At 35.8% G+C, this 19621-nt stretch carries 13 protein-coding genes; 11 read left to right on the top strand and 2 right to left on the bottom strand.

From position 1 onward, the window contains the following. The first annotated feature begins 14 nt into the window (after positions 1-14). The 5 genes from WFH39_RS14475 to WFH39_RS14495 all read left to right on the top strand — a co-directional run bounded on the left by WFH39_RS14475 (position 15) and on the right by WFH39_RS14495 (position 9751). On the top strand, positions 15-2864 hold the full coding sequence (locus WFH39_RS14475; protein ID WP_336690440.1) for a hypothetical protein: 2850 nt from the start codon (positions 15-17) through the stop codon (positions 2862-2864). A 12-nt stretch (positions 2865-2876) separates the two neighbouring features. Continuing rightward, positions 2877-5840: a PKD domain-containing protein gene (locus WFH39_RS14480; RefSeq protein WP_336690441.1), complete on the top strand. Its 2964-nt coding sequence runs from the start codon at positions 2877-2879 to the stop codon at positions 5838-5840. Between the two features lie 4 nt (positions 5841-5844). Then, positions 5845-6108 carry a hypothetical protein gene (locus WFH39_RS14485; protein ID WP_214590336.1) on the top strand — a complete coding sequence of 88 codons (264 nt, stop codon included), beginning with the start codon at positions 5845-5847 and terminating at the stop codon, positions 6106-6108. Positions 6109-6211: 103 nt separating this feature from the next. Beyond that, positions 6212-8587, top strand: a complete 2376-nt coding sequence (locus WFH39_RS14490) for a hypothetical protein (RefSeq protein ID WP_336690442.1) — start codon at positions 6212-6214, stop codon at positions 8585-8587. Between the two features lie 93 nt (positions 8588-8680). Next, the gene (locus WFH39_RS14495; protein WP_336690443.1) at positions 8681-9751 is read left to right on the top strand and encodes a hypothetical protein; all 1071 of its coding nucleotides are present in this window, start codon (positions 8681-8683) and stop codon (positions 9749-9751) included. 78 nt (positions 9752-9829) lie between these two features. On the opposite strand, the gene WFH39_RS14500 is transcribed toward WFH39_RS14495, so the two are convergent. Then, positions 9830-10492, bottom strand: coding sequence for a S24 family peptidase (locus WFH39_RS14500; RefSeq protein WP_214590333.1), 663 nt, complete (start codon positions 10490-10492; stop codon positions 9830-9832). A 932-nt stretch (positions 10493-11424) separates the two neighbouring features. On the opposite strand from WFH39_RS14500, the gene WFH39_RS14505 reads away from it, so the two are divergent. The 3 genes from WFH39_RS14505 (at position 11425) to WFH39_RS14515 (ending at position 12518) form a co-directional block, all read left to right on the top strand. After that, positions 11425-11580: a hypothetical protein gene (locus WFH39_RS14505; protein WP_157967284.1), complete on the top strand. Its 156-nt coding sequence runs from the start codon at positions 11425-11427 to the stop codon at positions 11578-11580. A 352-nt stretch (positions 11581-11932) separates the two neighbouring features. After that, the gene (locus WFH39_RS14510) at positions 11933-12103 is read left to right on the top strand and encodes a hypothetical protein (protein ID WP_157967283.1); all 171 of its coding nucleotides are present in this window, start codon (positions 11933-11935) and stop codon (positions 12101-12103) included. A 49-nt stretch (positions 12104-12152) separates the two neighbouring features. Further along, positions 12153-12518, top strand: coding sequence for a hypothetical protein (locus WFH39_RS14515; RefSeq protein ID WP_076394835.1), 366 nt, complete (start codon positions 12153-12155; stop codon positions 12516-12518). Positions 12519-13469: 951 nt separating this feature from the next. Here the strand turns inward: WFH39_RS14515 and WFH39_RS14520 are convergent. Further along, entirely contained in the window at positions 13470-14234 is a 765-nt protein-coding gene (locus WFH39_RS14520; protein ID WP_336690444.1) for an IS5 family transposase, read from the bottom strand. Positions 14235-14779: 545 nt separating this feature from the next. On the opposite strand from WFH39_RS14520, the gene WFH39_RS14525 reads away from it, so the two are divergent. From WFH39_RS14525 to WFH39_RS14535, 3 genes are read left to right on the top strand one after another with little or no spacing between them, the layout of a single operon-like run. Beyond that, the gene (locus tag WFH39_RS14525) at positions 14780-18772 is read left to right on the top strand and encodes a hypothetical protein (protein ID WP_336690445.1); all 3993 of its coding nucleotides are present in this window, start codon (positions 14780-14782) and stop codon (positions 18770-18772) included. Further along, the gene (locus WFH39_RS14530; RefSeq protein ID WP_336690446.1) at positions 18762-19202 is read left to right on the top strand and encodes a hypothetical protein; all 441 of its coding nucleotides are present in this window, start codon (positions 18762-18764) and stop codon (positions 19200-19202) included. The genes WFH39_RS14525 and WFH39_RS14530 overlap by 11 nt, the downstream gene beginning before the upstream one ends. Then, complete coding sequence (locus WFH39_RS14535) at positions 19199-19579, top strand: hypothetical protein (protein WP_336690447.1); 381 nt, start codon at positions 19199-19201, stop codon at positions 19577-19579. The genes WFH39_RS14530 and WFH39_RS14535 overlap by 4 nt, the downstream gene beginning before the upstream one ends. The last annotated feature ends 42 nt before the right edge of the window (positions 19580-19621 follow it).

Genomic DNA, 19621 nt, shown 5'->3' on the forward strand with positions numbered 1-19621 from the left:
GCAGAAACATAATTATGTCAGAAAATAAGCACATTAGTATACCCAAAAATATAGAAACGCAGGATCAGACCGATTTTCACTTTCTACGCAGAACAGGTATTGAATATATAGAAGGATTAGGAGGAAAACTTTGGACAGATTATAACTCTCACGATCCGGGGATTACCACACTGGAGGTTTTAAGCTACGCCATCACAGATCTTGGGATGAGGATGAATATGAATATGGAAGACATTCTTGCTTCAAACGATGCAAAAAAAGATATTCATAAACAGTTCCTGAAAGCTACGGAAGTTTTACCTTCCAGACCTTTAACCGAGCTTGATTACAGAAAACTCTTCATCGATATCAGCTTTGAATCCGGTCATCCGAGACCAATCAGCAACTGTTGGCTGGTTTCGAGAAACGAAACGCTGTATGTGGACTGCAAAACAGGACAGTTGGATTTTGAACCTATCGGAGAAAAGACACAACATTTTAACGTAAAAGGATTGTATGACCTTTATGTAGATTATGCCGATGATATAGACGATAGTGAGAACGAAGATTGCGACAAATCGAATACAAGAGTAAAAATACTGGAGCGCTATCACCAGAACAGAGGTCTTTGCGAGGATCTTGTGGACATCAAAGAAATCGAAACCCAGAAAGTGGCGGTATGCGCCCGCATCGGACTTGTAAACAAAGTAGATGAAGAACTGGTTCATGCAAAAGTACTCAGAGCGATCAACAATTATCTGGCTCCGGAAGTTCATTTCTATTCATTAAAGCAGATGTTGGAAAAAGGTCTTACCACAGATGAGATTTTTGACGGGCCGATTCTCGATAATGGTTTTATTGATACGGAAGAATTGAAAGCAAGTCAGTTAAGAAGAGAAGTCCGGCTTTCTGATATCATCAGCGAGATCATGAAAATCGACGGAGTGAAGGAAATTCACGAAATTTCTATTGCCGGCTGCGACAGTGCGGTGAAACAGACCGATGACTGGATGATCTGTATTGAAAAAGGTAAAAAACCGGAGCTTTGCGATCTGAGTTCATTCAGTTACACCAAAGGTGCGCTTCCGTTGAATATCAACACTAAAAAAGTTGATGAATATCTCGAAACATTAAGAAAAGAGGAGGAAGTATTGAGAGAAGATGCCAGACAAAATAAAGAGTTGACTCTTCCGCAGGGAACTTCTTACGATATCGGGAATTACGCAACTATTTTAAATGAATTTCCGGATACGTACGGAGTAGGAATTTCCGGAATCATTGGAAATCCAACCCCGGAAAGAGAAGCTTTGGCAAAACAGATGAAAGGATATCTTTTGTTTTTCGATCAGATTCTTGCCAGTTATTTCAAACACCTTGAAAAAGTAAAAGAAGTTTTAAGTATCAGCGGAGGTTTAAAGAGAACGTTCTTTACTCAGGCTCTTAAAAATATCAAAGGTTTTGAAGAATTGGTTTCAGATTATGATGAAAACGAGGACACGCTTACAGATATTTTATACGAAGAACTTGATAACAGTGTGGAACGCCGAAATGAAGTGCTGGATCATTTAATTGCCCGTTTTGCAGAAACATTCAGCGACTACACTTTCCTGATGAAATCTCTGTACGGAAAATCTACCGATGAAATTGTACTGAACAATAAAGAAACATTCCTGAAAGAGTACAAATCACTGAGCAAAGACCGTGGATTGGGCTATAATTATACATTGGATGATAGCGCGAATGTCTGGAATACAGATAATATTTCAGGGGTACAGAAAAGAATTGCCAGATTACTGGGGATTAAAAATTACCAGCAGAGAAATCTTTCTCAAACACCTGTTTCAATTATTAAATCGGTAAGTGACGACGGAAAGGTAAGCTATTCCTGGAAAGTGAAGGATGGAAATAATAATATCACTTTATCATCCGTAAATACATACCATATCGAATATGCTGCAACTAAAAATCTACATGAAGCCATTTATCAGACCATTCAGATAGACGAAGAAGATCTTAAAAATGCATTAAAGCTTTTAAAGGAAAATCAGACTCATTATGATTTGATTGGGAATATTCAGATCCGGATGTCTTCCGGAGGGAACTATTATCTTGAAATTATGGATGACAGCCAGCCGCAAAATGTAACGGCTACCCATAAAAAGACCAATCCATACACTTCTTTAGCTGAATTAAAAAAGGGAATTGAAGAATTGGTAAGGTATTTCAAATACGATTTTACCGAAGAAGGAATTTTCCTTGTAGAGCATTTGCTGCTGAAACCGGCATTCAAAGATTACAAGCTTATAGGAGGAATCGGATGTATGTCTGTGGAAGATACATTCAAAGTATTTCAGGATCTTGAAGGGATCGGAAGCATGATTATAGGAAAATCTTTTGAAGTATTTCCGAATGACGATGGAGATATTCTTTCCGGAAATCCGGTAGATTATGCAGATGCTTTAATGTCTTCCTGCGAAGAAGACTGCGAATATGATGTTTTTGATCCTTATTCTTACCGTGTAAGTGTGGTTCTTCCCGGCTTTGCCTACCGTTTTCAGGATCCTGACTTCAGACGTTATGCAGAAACTGTGATCCGACAGGAAATTCCGGCTCATATTCTGGCTAAAATCTGTTGGGTTGGAGATCGTTTAAGTGAAAAACAAACTGCTCAGAACGATTTGTCTGCATTTGAAAAGGCATTTAAAAAATATCTTTCAGATAAAGCAAAAAATAATATTAACAATTTAGGAAACAGCATTCAGAATTTACTGACGGCTCTTACCAACTTAAATAATATTTACAGACCGGGAAGACTCTTAGACTGTGCTATAGAAGATAACGACAGCCTGGACGGAAAAATAATATTAGGACAATCAAACATATAAAATTGAAAAATAATGAATGCTAAATTAGATAATGTAACAACCCAATATAGAAAGTTTAACGAAAATCAGGTACTTACAGACGGGCAGTTAAATGAATTCATAGACTATTTCGAAGATCAGGACAGGCTCTCGAGAACACTTCTCAGCGGTGTAGGAATTGTATGCGGATTTAAATCCACAATTACCAGTTCTAGTCTGATTCCGGACGTTATGGAAAAAATCGCTCCGCAAAAGGCTGAAAATGCTTTGGATACCATTGTGATAACTCAGGGAGCAGGCGTTACCACAGACGGAGATTTAATAACCCTTCGTACAGGAAAAGAGAAATCTTCAGACGTTACGATAGATTTCGATACCAAAAATTACAGATACTTCAGAGAGTATAAAGACAAAGTGAGGTATGATCATTTCCGAATCGGAGAAGAGCAGATTCCTTTATTGGAACTGGCAACCGAAGACGAACTGAAGCAAATGAAAGTTAAAGGATTAGATACAGGAAGCTTTAAAGACATTAAAACTCTGGAAAAACTGAATGAAAAAATCATCATCCTTTATCTGGAAAGCTATTCTAATGACGAGACTCCTTGTGAAGATGCCGATTGTGATAACACCGGAGCAGAGCAGGTTTCTGATCTTAAAGTGCTTTTGGCAGATTTTCAGTCTGTTTCTGATCTTATGGCGAATGGAAATGCAAAAGATACGCTGTATAAAATTCATAATTCTTACGAAGAACTTTTTGACCGCTTACCAAATATTGAGGCTAAAAGAGTGATCCTTGATCCTAAAGTTGAAACAGCCGGTCAGCTAAAAGCAAGATTTCGCAGCGCTATGGATTCTGTTACCAAGTTGTCTGAAGGTTTTGAGGCAATTGCAGATACTTTTAAAATAGACATGAACTTCAGTGGCTTATCGCTCTTCAATAAACTGAATACCCTGTTGTCTGCATCTTCCCCAAGACTGGATGATTTTCAGTACAGATATGATCTCCTGAAAGATCTTATTGATACCTACAACGAAATAAAAGGGCTTATCTTGCATCTGAATGCAGAATGTTGTCCTTCTATTGCGTCATTCCCTAAACATTTGATGTTGGGATATGCCGGAGGTTCTTTGGAACTGGGAGAATATGCGGCTTTCCGTCACGGATTTTATCATTCACCCATCACAACTCAGGATGATGAAAATTATGAAAGGCTGATATTGCTTGCCAATCGTTTTGTGCAGAAAATCAACGGATTTCAATCGTATGTAGGACCCGTTAAAATTACACCATCCAATCTTTATGTAAGATTAGGAGAAAAAGCAATTCCATATTATTATAACGTAGATAAGACTTTACTGGATAAATGGAATTTTGAAAAAACAAAGACAGACAGAGAAACCTATAATTTAAGTTATCATACTGCGAACTTATCATCAGAAGATTATATTCAGAATCCCCTGAATTATAATATCGACAACAATGATTTCTACAGAATTGAAGGACATCTTGAACTGCCATACGAAACAGCGGTACAGAATATTAATGATCTTAAAGTAAAGTACGGACTGGCTTTTGACGTTAGCGTTTTACTTTTAAATAATGGTAAAAAAACGGATGATACATCTGAAGAGCCCAGAAAAATTTCTATTGAAGAACTCAGAAATAAATTATTATCCATTTCCAATGAGATCAGCAAAGAAACTGGTGATCCTAAAAATGCGCTCCTTAATTTATCGAAATTAGACAGTGATCTTAAATTATTGAATAAAGCTAAATTTGAAACTCCTTCCGGAACATCAGACGACGTTACGATTGTAAAAGAAGATCCCAGAAAAGAAGAAATTTCTACAGAACTTTTAAGTGATTTTTTAGAAAGAAAATCCGGCTTGGAGCATCTTTCCGGTGTAGAACCGGGCGGAACGTTTGTTTTGATCGCAGAGTCAAAGGCAAACAATCAGGTTATTGCAGACTTCTCATTGCCTTATTTATGCTGTTCCAAAAAAGATCCTGTGTTCTTATCATTACCTTCAGGTAAACTTTGCCAAAATGAAAAACCGGTTCTTATGACAATCGTTCCTTTGGATGGTCAGGTAAAAGCATTTGTAAACGGAACAGAAATATCCGCCATTACCCAGACCGGAGGACAAAGTTATTTTGATCCGGCATTGGTTGGCACAGCTTATCTCGGACAAACCATTACTTTCACAGTTAATGATGATCCTGTGGATACTCAAATGATTGTTAATGAAGTTCCAAATGTTACGGTAACAACAGGAACTCCTGTAAATGGAGAAAACCCTACAAATCCTACAGCAACGGTAACATTCACTGTTTCCGGTAATAATTTAGGTAATCTTGACTATAACTGGAATTTTGGTGACGGCCAGTTAGTTATTGTAACGAAACCAGCTCCTGATGCAAATGGAGTTGTAAGTCAATCTCATACCTATAATCTGGTTGCTGGTCAGGAAGATACATTCAACCCGATACTTTCTGTGAGTAATGGAAGTGGATGCAGCACACAATATACGATAGCCCCTATAAAACTGAAAGGTCAGTCGCTCGTTCAGTGTCTCTCTAGTCTGGAGATTACCGTTCAGTACAATGAAAGCTTAGGACCATGTCCCGGAAATCACAGATGTAATAGCGCGAAATTCAATTTAATGGCGAACGGAGTGTACAGAATCGGTGGTGTGAACCTGAATAATGCAAGTGAAAGTCTTGAAAACGGACAATCACGTCCTAATGGTGAACTTAGAGGACCAAACAGGATTAATACCTTCTTCCTGAGTCCTACGGATGCACAGTCTATCGCAGCCACAGATCTGAATGGGGAAGGATTTATATCATTCTCTTTAGTATGTGCAGACAATAGCTGTCATGATGGTGTTGCATGGACTACATTAAAACTTGGCGGAGTCGTGATTTATGACGGATGTCCTAGAAATAATTTCTTAACAATTAATCCTTGTACAGGAGAAGTAAAACCATAATAGTATGAAACTGATTGATACATATGAAAAAGACGGAATTACTATCGAGGTAAACAGCTTATTAACTACAAAAGATTCTGTGATTGATATAAAGCAGATTTTTATCCTGAACGATGTGGTGTATATAAGTTTCGATACTGTACAGGACAGGATTCTTATGTCGGAAACAGCAGAGATTTTTATCCGGAAGTATAGGGAATATTTAAATACACTTACAAAAAAAGTATTTACTGCCCAGTCTTCCTGTAAATGCCAGACTTGCCAATAAGTTCAGTTAAGAATCAGAGCAGTAATTAAAATAACACCTTAGAAATACATTTGTCTAAGGTGTTGTTTAAATCATTTTAACAAATCATTAAAAATGAACAATAATGAATAATCAATTAAATAATATACCGAATCCATACCGGAAGTTCATTAAATTAAGTGATGTATCTACCCAATACCGGAAATTCAGTAAAGGACAGTACATTGAGTATACTCAGTTCAATGAGTTTTTAGACTTTTTTGAGGATCAGGATCGCTTATCCAGAGTAATGCTTCAGGGAACAGGTATAGTATGCGGTCTTAAACCTGAATTTACCTATTCCAATAAAAAACTCAACAGCATAAAACTTTCGCAAGGAGTTGCAGTTACAACCGACGGAGATTTGCTTACCCTCAGTAATACGAGTAAAGTAAGCGAAGAATTATACGTAAGTGATCTAAAGACAATCAGTATTGATAGTAAAGAATATACTCATTTTAAAAAATACGACAATTTTAAAGTAAACTATCCTGCATTTTATGATGAAAACGGAGGACAGATTGAACTTTGGGAACTGGCGACAGCTCAGGAAGCAACTTCAGATTTTCAGCAGGTAGCCAACTTTACGGATCTCGAAGATCAATACCTGATGCTCTATCTGGAAAGCTATGAAAAAGAAGTAAAACCTTGCAGGGGAGTAGATTGTGACAATCATGGAATCCAGCAGATCCGAAATCTAAAAGTATTGGTTACAAACGAACAGGGTGTTAATTATATTCTTCAGAAAGACCGTATTCAGCCGCATCCGTTATTTATAGAGGATATATTAGGCTCGGTAAAGCAGGAACGCGTTATTCTGGAAAGACTTATTAAAGAAAAGGGAATTGAAGCACAATTTTCCTTTGCAGATTTAAAAAGTCTTTACACAGAAGTTTTGGAAAGAAACAACTATGGTGAACTTGTTTTTAAAAAAATCAACGAAATTTCTAAATTATTTAGACTTTCTGCTGCAGATCATTCTTCCTTTAAAAAAGTTTTGGAAGGATGTCTTAGCCTGCCATCGGGTTTTCAGTATGCTTATGATGTGGTAAAAGATTTCGCGGATACGTATTCGGAAATTATCATACTGCTCCCTAAAACATTTACAAAATGTCTTCCCGATTTTGCTTCTTTTCCTAAACATATTATGCTGGGGAAATTAAATTCACAAACGAAGCTGGACTCTTCAAGACATCAGTTTTACAATTCACCGGTCTTGGATGATGAAAATGCGATGCAGAAAGTTAAAACATTAATTAGCCGTTTCAATCTGCAGGTACAGAATTTTAAATATCCAAACCGCCATGTAGAAGTAATTGGGAGTGATATACCAATAGAAGCGGAATCCGCCATTAAAATTACTCCGTCTCAAAAGTCAGACCTTTTAGGAAATAGAGCGATCCCATTCTATTACAGAATTACTGATGAGTTTCTGAAAGTCTGGGATTTCAATAAGATACGAACTCCGTCGTTCCGTAATAACGCAGGCTATAATGCGGGTATGTTTTCACAGGAAGCCTATGTAAAGAAACCATTGGATTTTAACACCGACAGAACTCCGTTTTATAATATTGAAGGACATCAGGGAATGCATTATCAGGATGCTTTTGATGAAATAAAAAAGATCAGAGACAAGCAGCAGCTGGGATTTGATATTATGCTTTTGTCATTTAAAGAATTATTGAAAAATAAAGATCTTTCAAAAGCTTACTTTAATGAATATATCGATAAATATTCGGGTTTAGAACATAAACGCGGAGTTGCAAAAGGAGGTACTTTTATCATGGTGTATGATCATATTGGGAGAGATGAAGTTATTGTGGCAGATTTCTCACTTCCGTACATCTGCTGTACGCCGAAAGTGAAGATTAATCTGACTTTACCTGATACGACTATTTGTGCAAAAGCAGAGAAAATTCCGTTTACGGTATTCCCTTTCAACGGCATCGTAACGGCAAATGTAGATTCTGATTTGAATGGCGGAGTACAATTAATTGATGGATTGTATTTCTTTGATCCTGCATCTGTAAGTCAGGAATTACATAACCAGCCAATTAGCTTTAGCGTTAATGGAAAATCTACAGATTGTACCATTACAGTGATTACAGAACCGCAGGTGAGAATTGTCGTGGAGAAAGTTGATATTCCTGAGTCTGATTCAACATCAACTGTTGTGAAATTTAAAATAACAGGAGATCACTTCATGGATTATCAGTACAGCTGGGATTTCCTTGATAACGGAAGTCAGGTAATTCAAAATCCGGATTCGGAAGGTTTTGTTACTCATACATTCAATAATCTTTCTCCGAGAAAAATTCCGAACATAAAAGTAAAAGTTATTGGAGGCGGATGTGAACAGAATATATCTCTTGAAAATTGGTACGAAGAAACTCCCATCATTATAAAAGGTATCGTCTTCGAGAAAGGAGGAGATTGTTGTGAAGGCCGTGTTCCTAAATAAATATCAAAATAACGAAGGGTGCCTTTATTCAATTGAAAAATTAAAAAATCACCCTTTGTTTATTAAATTTAATAACAATATAAAAACAAAACAATGGCAGCAGAAACATGCAATATTTCGTTTAAGATAGATTACACATCTTCTAAGCCAATAAAAAGCGCAATTGCTTATTATAAAAATAAAAACGGGAGTCCGTCTGATCCGTATTCCGAATACAATATAAGCCCCATTCCAAGCTCTTCAGACACCGTAAAGCTTCCTTTTATTCCGGATCAGGGAGAATACGAGTTGATTATAGAATTGATGGATGAAGATGGAGTAGCGGTTAAAGAAAAAAGTTCTTTTAAAATTGGAAATTGTTCGGGAGATAAACCAAAAGTGAGCATTAAATGGAGAGATAATTCAGGAACAGAAGACAGAATCTGTACTACAACTAATTGTGAAGAATATGTCATTTCTGCTAATTATTCTGATGCGGATAATAATATAAATACTGTAGAAGTATTTATGAGCCAGGATAATGGGATAACCTGGTCAAGTATTATTTCTAACTTATCGGGGAGTACTACTTTTGGTACAGGTGCATTATCCACAATTGGTAAAAGATTATTTAAAGTTGTTGTTACCGATTTATCTGGTAATATAGCTGAATCAAATTGGCTTTCTTACACAAAAGAAGAAGAACAGCTTTCAATTTGCAAAAGCTTATCTAACTTTAAGAATTCAAGGTCGGATGTAAATGCTTTACCGGTTACAAAAGATTGGGTAACGGCAACAGTAGATGTAGATGCGTCTGCAATTGGTACATCAATGAATTTATCTCATGAAATATATTATAGAAGATGTAATGACTTATTTCTTAACAGAGTTCAGGTAATAGGAACTAAAAATGAGATTTTACAGGATTTCAACGTTCCTAATGATTTGCAAAGCGGAGTTACGGGCTACAAGTCTGTGCCTTTTACATATATTCCAAAGGCAGCAGGACAGATAAAAGTTAGAATCAGCGAATATACCTCTTTCGCAATGGCAGAGGATACACCGGCATATTTGCACATAGATTCTCAGCTTCTATTCCTGGATAATGGAAATGTATGCAGTAGTATTTCTGCAGAGCATAATTTTTCAATATATCGTGGCACTGATTGTATTAGCTCTGATTAACATATTACATTATTAGACTTTAAAAATAAAAATCCTCAAAATTTCTTGAGGATTTTTATTCTATGATAAAGCTTTCTATCACCTTCTGTTATTTTTACGCCTTGTACTGATGATATTGAAGAGCTTGGCAACATCCTGAAGATGAATTTCAAAATCTTCATAATATTCATTCAGAGAATGAAGGGTGATAATGCCTCGTTCCACATCATGATTGATGATCCTTTTCACGAGAATCCCTTTTTCTTTGTGTACAATGACAAAATCCCATTTATCATAATGCAGCTTGCTCATCCAGTAATCCTGGCGGATATTTCTGCATAAAATAATATCGCCTTCAAGATAGCTTTCGTAGGAGCCGTCGTCCATACTGTCTCCCCGAACTTCGAAACACATATATTCGCCGCGGTGTTCCACATCATCACTGAAAGGAATCGTGGGTAAACTTTCTATATATTCCTCATCTGCAAACCTGCTCAGATATCCGGCTTGTGCGTATTGGTTCGCCAGCGGAACGTACATGATCTTTAGATCCGAATAAGCAACCGGCGATGCGCTGTTATTGGGTTTCTGCTGCTGTTCCTGCAAAAGGTTTTTCACAAAATAAGCAGTGGTTTCCGGTATTTTTCTTTCGCCTTTTTCCCAGTACTGAACGGCTCTCGTACCAACTCCTATCGCCTCGGCGATCTCAGCCTGCTTCATTTTTAGTTTCTTTCTGATCTCTTTGAATTCTAAGTTGGTCATTTTGATATGTTTATCGTTATTTATGAAAAAATACGCAAAATATTTTTCTTTTTTATTTTGAAATACGAACAATGTTCGTATATTTGTCTCGTTGTTAAAACAGAATACGGCAAATGTACAAAAATTATCACAACAATTTAATATATATTTGATGCTTTTTAATTTTTTTTGCTTTAATATGGGTTGTTAATCAAATATTTAAAATTGTTTATGTGCTTTTTGTTGACAGACAGAAGATAAAGTTTCAATAATAGAAATCACTGTAAAAAGTGCGCTTTTATATTGGTGTGAATATTTTTATTATTGATTTTAAATTCTTTTTCCGAAAAATGTGCATTTTTTAAACCTGTAATGCGAACATTTGCTGTTTTGTTTTAACGGTCATAAACACAGACCGTGAAAATGTAAGACAAAGTTACTGTTCAGATTATAAAATATCGATTCATTATAACTGTCAGTAATAATTTAAATACATTCCAAAGCGGGGAATCTGAGTTTGCAGAAAGAAATTCATTCTTTAATATGAATTTGTTTAAACCTTTTTAAATAAAGAGATTCTTGTTGGAAGAAGCAAAGACGCAAGATTTTATTGATCTCAAATCTTTTGAGGCGCAGGAAAATCCAAGATTTTCAATAAGGATTGATGCTTAATTTATCGCAGATAAAATCTTTGCGCCTTTGCTATTAAGTTTAAACAAATTGTATATGAAGATACTTTTCGCATACGAAGGAAAATAAAATTCAGGAAGACAGGCTCATAAAACTACGCCGGAAAACACAAGAAGCCGACTTCTGAGAATTAAAATCAAACAACATCATTAAACATCTTTTCAGAGGCAGACTATAAGCCTTTGCGGGATTTTATTGACTCAACTGATCAAAAAAAGACACGAAAAATTATTTTATTAAAACAACTTTTAACCTTTTTAAAAATGAAACGTAGTAAAGAACTTGTAGAGAAAAGAAAAGACTTTGTCAACGATTATGTAAAGCGCAATCAGGACAAACAAATGAAAGTTATTGTAACCGAACTTACGGAGATGCTGTTTTTGTCGGAAAGAACCATTTACAACATCATTCAGGAGTAAAACGGAAAAACAAAAGCCATTAAAGATCCGCATTTCGTGCGGTTTCCTCAGGACAATCTTTTACAACTGATCCACCATCACAAAAAATTAGAGCCGGAAAATTATATTCTAAAAAGCTTAAGACCAAGCAACCGCACAGTTCAGTGCTTCTAATTCAATCTGCCCATCAGATCAATAAAAGATTGTCTTTTCATTATCCATTTAATTTATAGAGAACAACAGCAAGGTAAAAACTGTTTTACTTTCCGGAACTATGCTTTTGAGGCTAAAGATTAACCTGCAATACAATGGTTTTGAAAGTAACAGGAAGAAATTGAAAATTAAAAATCAGCATTAATAAATTTTGGTAGTCATGGAAAAAGAAGAGAACAAAAAAATTAAAGAAAACTTAGAAAAATTTCAGGATCCGGATAGAGACATCAGTGATCTTATAGACGAGCTGGCTTACCTCAGCGAAAACGAAAACATCGAGACGAGCAGAAAATTTCTGGATGATATGTATATGCTCGATCAGGACGATTAACAACTTAGCGTTGTAAAAAAATCAATTTTAATGAATAACAATATGAAGAATGAATTTAGATAGTATAAAAGCCCTCCTCATAGGAACTGCCATTGCATTTTCGGGAGGACTGTTAAGAGTATTGATCTCCATACAGAACAAAGAAAAAAAAAGGCCTTGGGAACATATCATCACCTTAATCATCGTGATTATTGTCGGTTTCACCATGAGCTATGTTATGAAAAGTGCCGAACTTCACAACAAATGGTATTCCACAGGAATATTGTTTGTACTCGGTTATGGCTACGACAAGTTCCTGAAAATGATTACGACCAATCTTCCCAACTGGATTGATACAACCATGAATCTTTACATCGGAAACCAGCCAAACAGACAGCCTGAAGAAGAAAAAGAGAAAAAAGAAGAGATCAAATAAGAGCCTAAAGAACTCCTCCGAAGCACGACAAGTATCAAAAACAATTAATTATTGTTGTTAAAAACAAACATCTGAAAACGTCATTACATGAAGTAGGCTAAACTCCTTTAAAATACTATTTGAATCTTGTGTACTAAGCTTTAGGAAAGTGGGTTGGAATAAAATTGTAATGCGGTAAGGTTAAAATAACGTGAACTCGATCTATATTCTTATTATTTTGGGCAGCTTTTCCGCCCTCCGTTCCCGCTTTTTGTAGTTTTGCCAAAGCTTTTCCAGTCACAAAAACCACAAAAGAGCTCCACTCAGGTCGGGCTGCAACAGCATTGTGCAAAAATACTCCAAAACAAATCGTAAATATTTGATATACAATTTTTTATTACTGAGTTAACGTTAAAATATAGTATACCGGAGTATGGAATGAATGAGCAGTAGTAAAAATGTACTGTAGTAAGCTTAAAATGTTAAGCAGTAAGTATCAGAAGAGGTGAGCAGTAGTAAAAATGTAGTGTAGTAAGCCTAAAATGTACTGTGTTAAGTATCAGAGGAGGTGAGCAGTAGTAAAAATGTAGTGTAGTAAGCCTAAAATGTACTGTGTTAAGCAGCAGAAAAGGTGAGCAGTAGTAAAAATGTACTGTAGTAAGCAGTAGAAAAGGTGAGCAATAATAAAGTTGCAGAACAGTAAGCCTTCAATCTAAGACAGTAGAATGTAAATGGAGAACATTTTGTTAAAATTGCTGTACAGTAAACATTCAATCCATAACAATGGAATATAAATATACAATACTGCAATAAAAATACATCACAGTAAACTTTCGGTACAGGACAGTGGAGCGTAGAGAAAGAATACTGCAATAAAATTGAATAACAGTAAACGTCCCATTTAAAATAATCAGGACATTAAAAAATCTTTGATTTTTTTAACTTATGTGCTCTTTTTTTTCATAAACCTGTTTAAACTTTTATTTTTCTGAGAAACAAAATAGAAAAAGCCAGATAATGCAAACTCATCCATGTAATATTTAAAGTTTCAAACCTTACTAATAGTGCTTTGAAGCTATCCAGCCATGCATTTGCTTTTTCTATTTTGAATCTTCTTTTATACAGTTCGGAATCAAAATATTTTTCATGCTGTGTATTTCCATTCCGTGGATTCTCTTTAATATTGGCAATCATTTCTTTTTTCTCAAGAATATCTCTGCATTTTTTACCGTCAAAACCGGAATCTGCATTCAGGAATAATCCTTTACACTCTATATCAGCTTCATCCAAAAGAACAAAAATCTCCTCTAAAGTTTCTTCAATCTGATAAAGGTCATGATGTTCTCCGCTCACCGGCTCTCCCATTGAAAGCATTTGTCCCTGATTATCACAAAGGAAGATACAATTACTGGTCTTTGATGATTTTCGTCCCTGATAACCTACCGATTCGCCACCGGTTTTACTGCGCGTATGACTTCCGTCCATCTGAACACAGGAAAGATCTAAATTTCTTTTATTCTTTTTAAGAAGGGAAATCCAAATTCGCCTGAAAGAACCATCCTTACTCCATTTATTAAAATAATAATAAATCAGTTGCCAACTGATTCCCTGATTGGTAAAGTACTCTTTAAGACTCAGCTCGCGCCATTGGCAGCCTGTTTTTAAACGCTTAATAATGAGTTGAAAGATTTTCCCTAAATCAAATCTTGTTGAAAATCCCCGTTTTCCTCTGCTCAAATGAGGAATTATCCATTTTTGACTTCGTCGAACCACTTCGTTAGGTTTCCAGTTTATCTTTGCTTATGAGTTCCAGATTTTAGTTATTTTAAGTTGCAATCCAAAATTGCTAATTTTCTGGATACTCTTTCCGTAAAAAAGTTTAAACAGGTTTCATTTAAGCATTAAACTTAAAAAAACTAAAGTGTTTAAATCTCTTGCATCTTTTATGGTAAAAGTTTAAAGTAAATTTCTGTATTAACCGTCATCAGAAATCATTTCGGGAAACCACTTACTGCAACTACAGAATCCCCCGCTCCAAAAAAGGCTTATTCTCCTTAAAAATTCTGAATTTTGAATCTGGAATTTCAGCCGGATCAAAAGAAAAAAGCACAGCACTTCCGATTTCTCATCATAACGCTGTGTACACCTTACAGGCAGTAAAATCTTAAAAAACTACAATACCGGGTATGATTTTCAGTTTCATCAGGTACGGTAAAGCGCAGCTTCCATTGTTGTGCTTTACGTGCCTTTTAAACAAAATATAATTAAAAAACACCAAGTCAATGAAAGCAGCAAAACCTGTAGAAAAAGACAACAAAAACCATCATAGCCAGAGCAAAAAGCAGAAAGCTAAAAAGTCGGTGGTAGTACCTCTGCCTGTGGCGGAAGTGGCTCCTTTACAAACCCAAAAGCCTGAAGAATCTGCAGCTCTTGCAGGATTCGCAACCCCGAATATCAATAAGACGAATGCAAGCGGAATTATCGCTCCGGTTTACGGTTCACAGACCATTTACGATCAGGGTTCCGAAATAGCATATGGTAGATTTCAGGAAAGTATGGCAGAAACCAGGGATATCAGTCATCCGGATACCAAAGAGCAGGAAAAAGATTATATATCGACTCTGAATATTGACCAGATAAAAGATTATCATGATCAGAAGTCCGGAACGTATATGCCAAAAACATTAGAAGAACAGGCAGCAGCTCATCAGGAAAACAAAAAAAATCTGGAAGCCAAGCAGCAGATAAAAACAGAAGGCAAAGCCAGTGCTGATTTTTCTTTGGCAGACTTGTCCCATTCTCCGGCGACACAACTGGCAGATCATTTTAATGCAGTTCAAAACAACAGTACTACACTTTTACATAACCAAGCCGAGAAAGCCACAACCGGACTTCCAAAAGTAAATGCAAAAACGGGCAGTGCTTTTTCCGGATCTAAAGGAAAAAATAAAACAAAAGCTAATAAAACAACAGCAAAATCAGGCAAAAAGATTGTTAAATCTGTAAGTCAAAAATCACAGCAGAAAGAAATCTCATTTCCACAAAAAGATCCGCTTAAAAAAGTTGATTATACTTTTAAGGCTGCAAATGTAAAGGGAGGTATTGAAAAGCAGGCCCAAAGCCAGCTGGATGCGATTAATCTAAATACTTCTGCAATTCCTGCAACAATGCAGCAAAGCGCACGATTAGATCTTACGGGAGAAGCAGATCTAGAGCACCTGTCTATCGAGCAGCATGATGTTGCTCAGGATCTCAGCATCAAAAAAGATCATGCAGGACAAGATATTCATAAAGATTACGGTGAGAACGACATTATTAAGAAACCAAAAGATGAAATTCTGAAACCTTCACACAAAATAACTTCCAAGGCAGCTAAAAAGCAGCCTATTAATGCACTGAAATTGGAAGGTATTGATGAAACAGGAATCAATGCTCAGTTTGCACCTGTTATTCAGACGAAAATAGGAGCAGAGAATGAAAAATATCAGGCAGCAGAACTGGAGCATCATCAAAAAATGCTTGAGCAGGAACAAAATGCCGAAACAAAGATAGGAGAGGAAAAAGACAAATCTCACCAAAATCAGCTTAAAACAGTAAAAGATGCCCAGTCGGATGTTCACAGTTCCAGAGTGGAATGGCAAAATGCACTTGATAAAACGGAGGCAGATTTTGCTAAAAAATCTAATGACCATACCAAAGCAACACTTGGCAATATAAAAACGGAAAAGAGCAAAGGCGAAACGGCAGCTCAGGGTCATATTGATACGGCTAACAAAGAAGCTCTCAAGAAAAAACAGGAAGCCGACAAAAATGCACAAGAGAAAAAAGCTGAAAAGAAAAAAGAAAGCGGCGGATTCTTCGGCTGGGTTGCAGACAAGGCTTCAGCATTCATTAATGCGCTTAAAGATGCATTGAATTATATTTTCACCAAACTGCGGGAAGCAGTTAAAGCCATTTTTGAGGCTGCCAAAAAATTAGTTTTGGCTGCGCTGGAAATTGCCCGAAAAGCTATTGTAAATCTTATCAAAGGATTCGCTTCATTATTAAAAGGCTTTCTGGATATTGCTTTGGCGGCGTTCCCTGCTATCAGAGACCGACTGAAAGCCAAAATAGATAAATACGTAGCTGCAGCCGAAAAATTGGTGAATCAGGTTTTTGAAGTCTTTAAGAAAGCGGTTGCTGCTATTATTGATTTCATGGCTCAGGCAGTAGATACCTTACTGGGAGCGTTGCAAGCGGTATATAATTTTGTGCTTGATGCGATTAATACTATTGTTTCCGGAATAATTAAAATGCTTGAGTTTATCTTTGATATTGAAAAGCAATACAATCTTTTCAAAAATTTAATAACCGGAATTCAGGAGATTTGGAACGATCCAAAGATTTTAGAAAAATATGTTATTGGTTTTATAGCTCCGTTTATAGAAAAAATACCCGGAGAAGCAAACAATCAGTTTAAAAAATTCTTTGGGCAAGCCGGAGTATCATTTGCAAAACATATTACAGGAGTATGGACTTACCTGCAGCCTATCTTGGGTTATATGGCGGGCAATTGGTGGGGCGAAATGAAAAAAATGATATGGTATTTAGTTTGGCCCTTTGCAGAAGGGGGTCCTGTTCGTACAGATGCTCCGAAGTTATGGACACTTATCCCAGAAATATGGAAAAATATTTCTAATAATAATTTTAGTAAAGCTGTTGATGGCGGATTAGAATGGATGCAGACTTTAAATAATGTTCTTGGTGCATTTTCTGGTTGGATTACCATTGGAAGCGTATTGATTGGAGGTATAATAGGTGCGTTTTTTGGCGGAGTCGGAGCAATACCTGGTATTATGGCGGGATTGGAATTTGCGACAGCATTAGGTGAAGGCTTATTAATATCAATGTTAGCAACAGAAGGCAGTATTATAACAAAAGCTGTTTTTGATATACTTACTGTTGATGATGATGGTGTAGAAGGAGAGGCTGTCAAAAAGAAGAAACAAAACGAAAATAATGAAAGCGGGCAAGGTGGTGAACAATCAAAAGATGATAATTCAACGGTTAATTACGAAAGTAATGATGTTGAAACTGGTTATGATCGTTTACAATATGCTTATCAACGTATTGCTAATAGTGGATTTGCATTGGCTATTATTGCTGTGTTCATGGCTTTAGGGGCTCTGGCTACCAGAATAGTAAAAGCTTTAGAGCCTAAATTTTCACCCAAAATTGCCAATTTTAAGGCAAAGATTAAAAATACTAAAGTAGGCAAAGCTTACAGCAAATTCAAAGGAAAAATTATTGAGAAGGGGAAGAAAGATTATCGCCCTGAGTGGATGAAGGAAAAAGGAAAATCCAGTATTCGGGAGGAGGATGTAAAGCCTATCCAAACCGAGCATGGAAAATCTTACGGACAGGCAAAAACCCATGAAGGACATACGGTTACTATCACTGAAAGAGGAGAAATATATATATGTGCTTCGCCTTGTGCACCCATTCGTGAAAAATATGTGTTGGAATTGGAAGATAATCCTGAACTAATGCGTCAAATTGAAGAGCTTGAAGCGGATACTATGCTAACCGATCAGGAAAAAGCAGATTGGATTGCGGAAGAAATAGAACCAGAACTTTCGAAGATAAGGAAAGAGAATAAAGCGCAAGTAGAAAATGACCTTAGCAAAGTCACTAAAACTACACGATTTAGTCCAAAAAATACAGTTCGGGAAATAAGAGGTAAAGAATTTATTCAGTCAGAAGATATTAGTCCTGCTGGGAAACTCCCAATTGGGAAAGAAAGAGTAATGGAGATTCAGGAAATTAAATTTTCGCAAGAATATATTAGTAATGTTACGGGTGATTATTTTGTATTGGAAAATGCGTACAATCTTTATAAGGGAAAATCTATGCCTGCAAACAATATTAAAATATGGTACAATATGGCAGAAGATGCCAAAGGATTATGGACTGTTGATCACAGAAGATTAGCTGCTTATAAAATTGCAGGAAGAAAATTCATTAAAACTGAGTATTTACATCCGGATGAGCTTATGTCTAGACATACTTTTAAGATGACTACAATAACTGGGGGAACAGATATGGATATTTTTGTACATTTAGATGGAAATGGTAAGTTTGTCAATCCAAAAACATTTAAAGGTAATTCAAAAAATATCATTGTGGAAAGATGGAGTTTAATTGAGCAGAAAGATGGAAGCCTAATTATTAAAAACGAACAAAAAAAGATTATTCCTATAGAAGAAATAAAAAATTATTTACCAAATGAAAAATAAAATAATAGAAGAATTTAAGGGATCTGTATCACTAGACAGTATTCGAACACAGTTCATACAGATTGAGTTGGATGAAGATTTATTTAATTGTGTAACATTCCGCGTATTAAAAAACAGTCAAGAATTTGAGTATAGCTTTAATTATGTATTAGAATATAACCAACAAGAAACGAGCATTTCTGACGGGTTTTATATGAATACAACTAATGGCTGGTATAATGAATACAAAAAAAACAATACAGAAGGAAGACAGATAACAACGATTCCGGATGGAACGAGAACTAGACATCAACTTGATGCAAAACACTTTGTGTTTGTTATTGATGGTTATTGTTTCAATATATTAGCAGAAAGTTACATTGTAGATGAAGATGGTTTTTTTGAAGTTTATAGACGAAAAAGTGAAAAAATAAAAAAAATAGTATCATGACATTGACGCCATTATTTATACAACATACCCAAAAAATGCACCGAGGCAAGAATATTGAATATTATGCAAATTCTAAAACAGCTTTTTTTGATGCTACATTATATACCCGTCAAAAAGAAGATGGTAAATGGGAATCTGTTCAGGGAGGTTTCTTATTTAATAATGTAGAAGAAGTTGGTCAAAAAGCTATTAATGAGTTAACAGCAAGAGAGTTAGGTGTTGATTTTAATGATTACAGCAACTTGTATTATATACATGCAATTTCCGCAACATTAAACAATGATCTTGTTACTTACCTAATAGATCTTGGAGATAATGTTTTTATCATAAAAGCTAAAGAGGTAATTCTTATCGATGAGGATATATATGTTTTATGATTTCAGGCACTATCCTTCTCTCCGGCTAATTAAAATTTAGCT

The organism is Chryseobacterium sp. MMO-72 (assembly GCF_037146035.1).
GTDB lineage: Bacteria > Bacteroidota > Bacteroidia > Flavobacteriales > Weeksellaceae > Chryseobacterium > Chryseobacterium indicum.

Bases quoted from the DNA above. Each gene is read 5' to 3' on its own strand.
- WFH39_RS14515 (WP_076394835.1), top strand. From the start codon at position 12,153: ATGAATTTAGATAGTATAAAAGCCCTCCTCATAGGAACTGCCATTGCA.
- WFH39_RS14530 (WP_336690446.1), top strand. From the start codon at position 18,762: ATGAAAAATAAAATAATAGAAGAATTTAAGGGATCTGTATCACTAGAC.
- WFH39_RS14485 (WP_214590336.1), top strand. From the start codon at position 5,845: ATGAAACTGATTGATACATATGAAAAAGACGGAATTACTATCGAGGTA.
- WFH39_RS14475 (WP_336690440.1), top strand. From the start codon at position 15: ATGTCAGAAAATAAGCACATTAGTATACCCAAAAATATAGAAACGCAG.
- WFH39_RS14510 (WP_157967283.1), top strand. From the start codon at position 11,933: ATGGAAAAAGAAGAGAACAAAAAAATTAAAGAAAACTTAGAAAAATTT.
- WFH39_RS14480 (WP_336690441.1), top strand. From the start codon at position 2,877: ATGAATGCTAAATTAGATAATGTAACAACCCAATATAGAAAGTTTAAC.
- WFH39_RS14495 (WP_336690443.1), top strand. From the start codon at position 8,681: ATGGCAGCAGAAACATGCAATATTTCGTTTAAGATAGATTACACATCT.
- WFH39_RS14500 (WP_214590333.1), bottom strand. From the start codon at position 10,492: ATGACCAACTTAGAATTCAAAGAGATCAGAAAGAAACTAAAAATGAAG.
- WFH39_RS14525 (WP_336690445.1), top strand. From the start codon at position 14,780: ATGAAAGCAGCAAAACCTGTAGAAAAAGACAACAAAAACCATCATAGC.
- WFH39_RS14535 (WP_336690447.1), top strand. From the start codon at position 19,199: ATGACATTGACGCCATTATTTATACAACATACCCAAAAAATGCACCGA.
- WFH39_RS14490 (WP_336690442.1), top strand. From the start codon at position 6,212: ATGAATAATCAATTAAATAATATACCGAATCCATACCGGAAGTTCATT.
- WFH39_RS14505 (WP_157967284.1), top strand. From the start codon at position 11,425: ATGAAACGTAGTAAAGAACTTGTAGAGAAAAGAAAAGACTTTGTCAAC.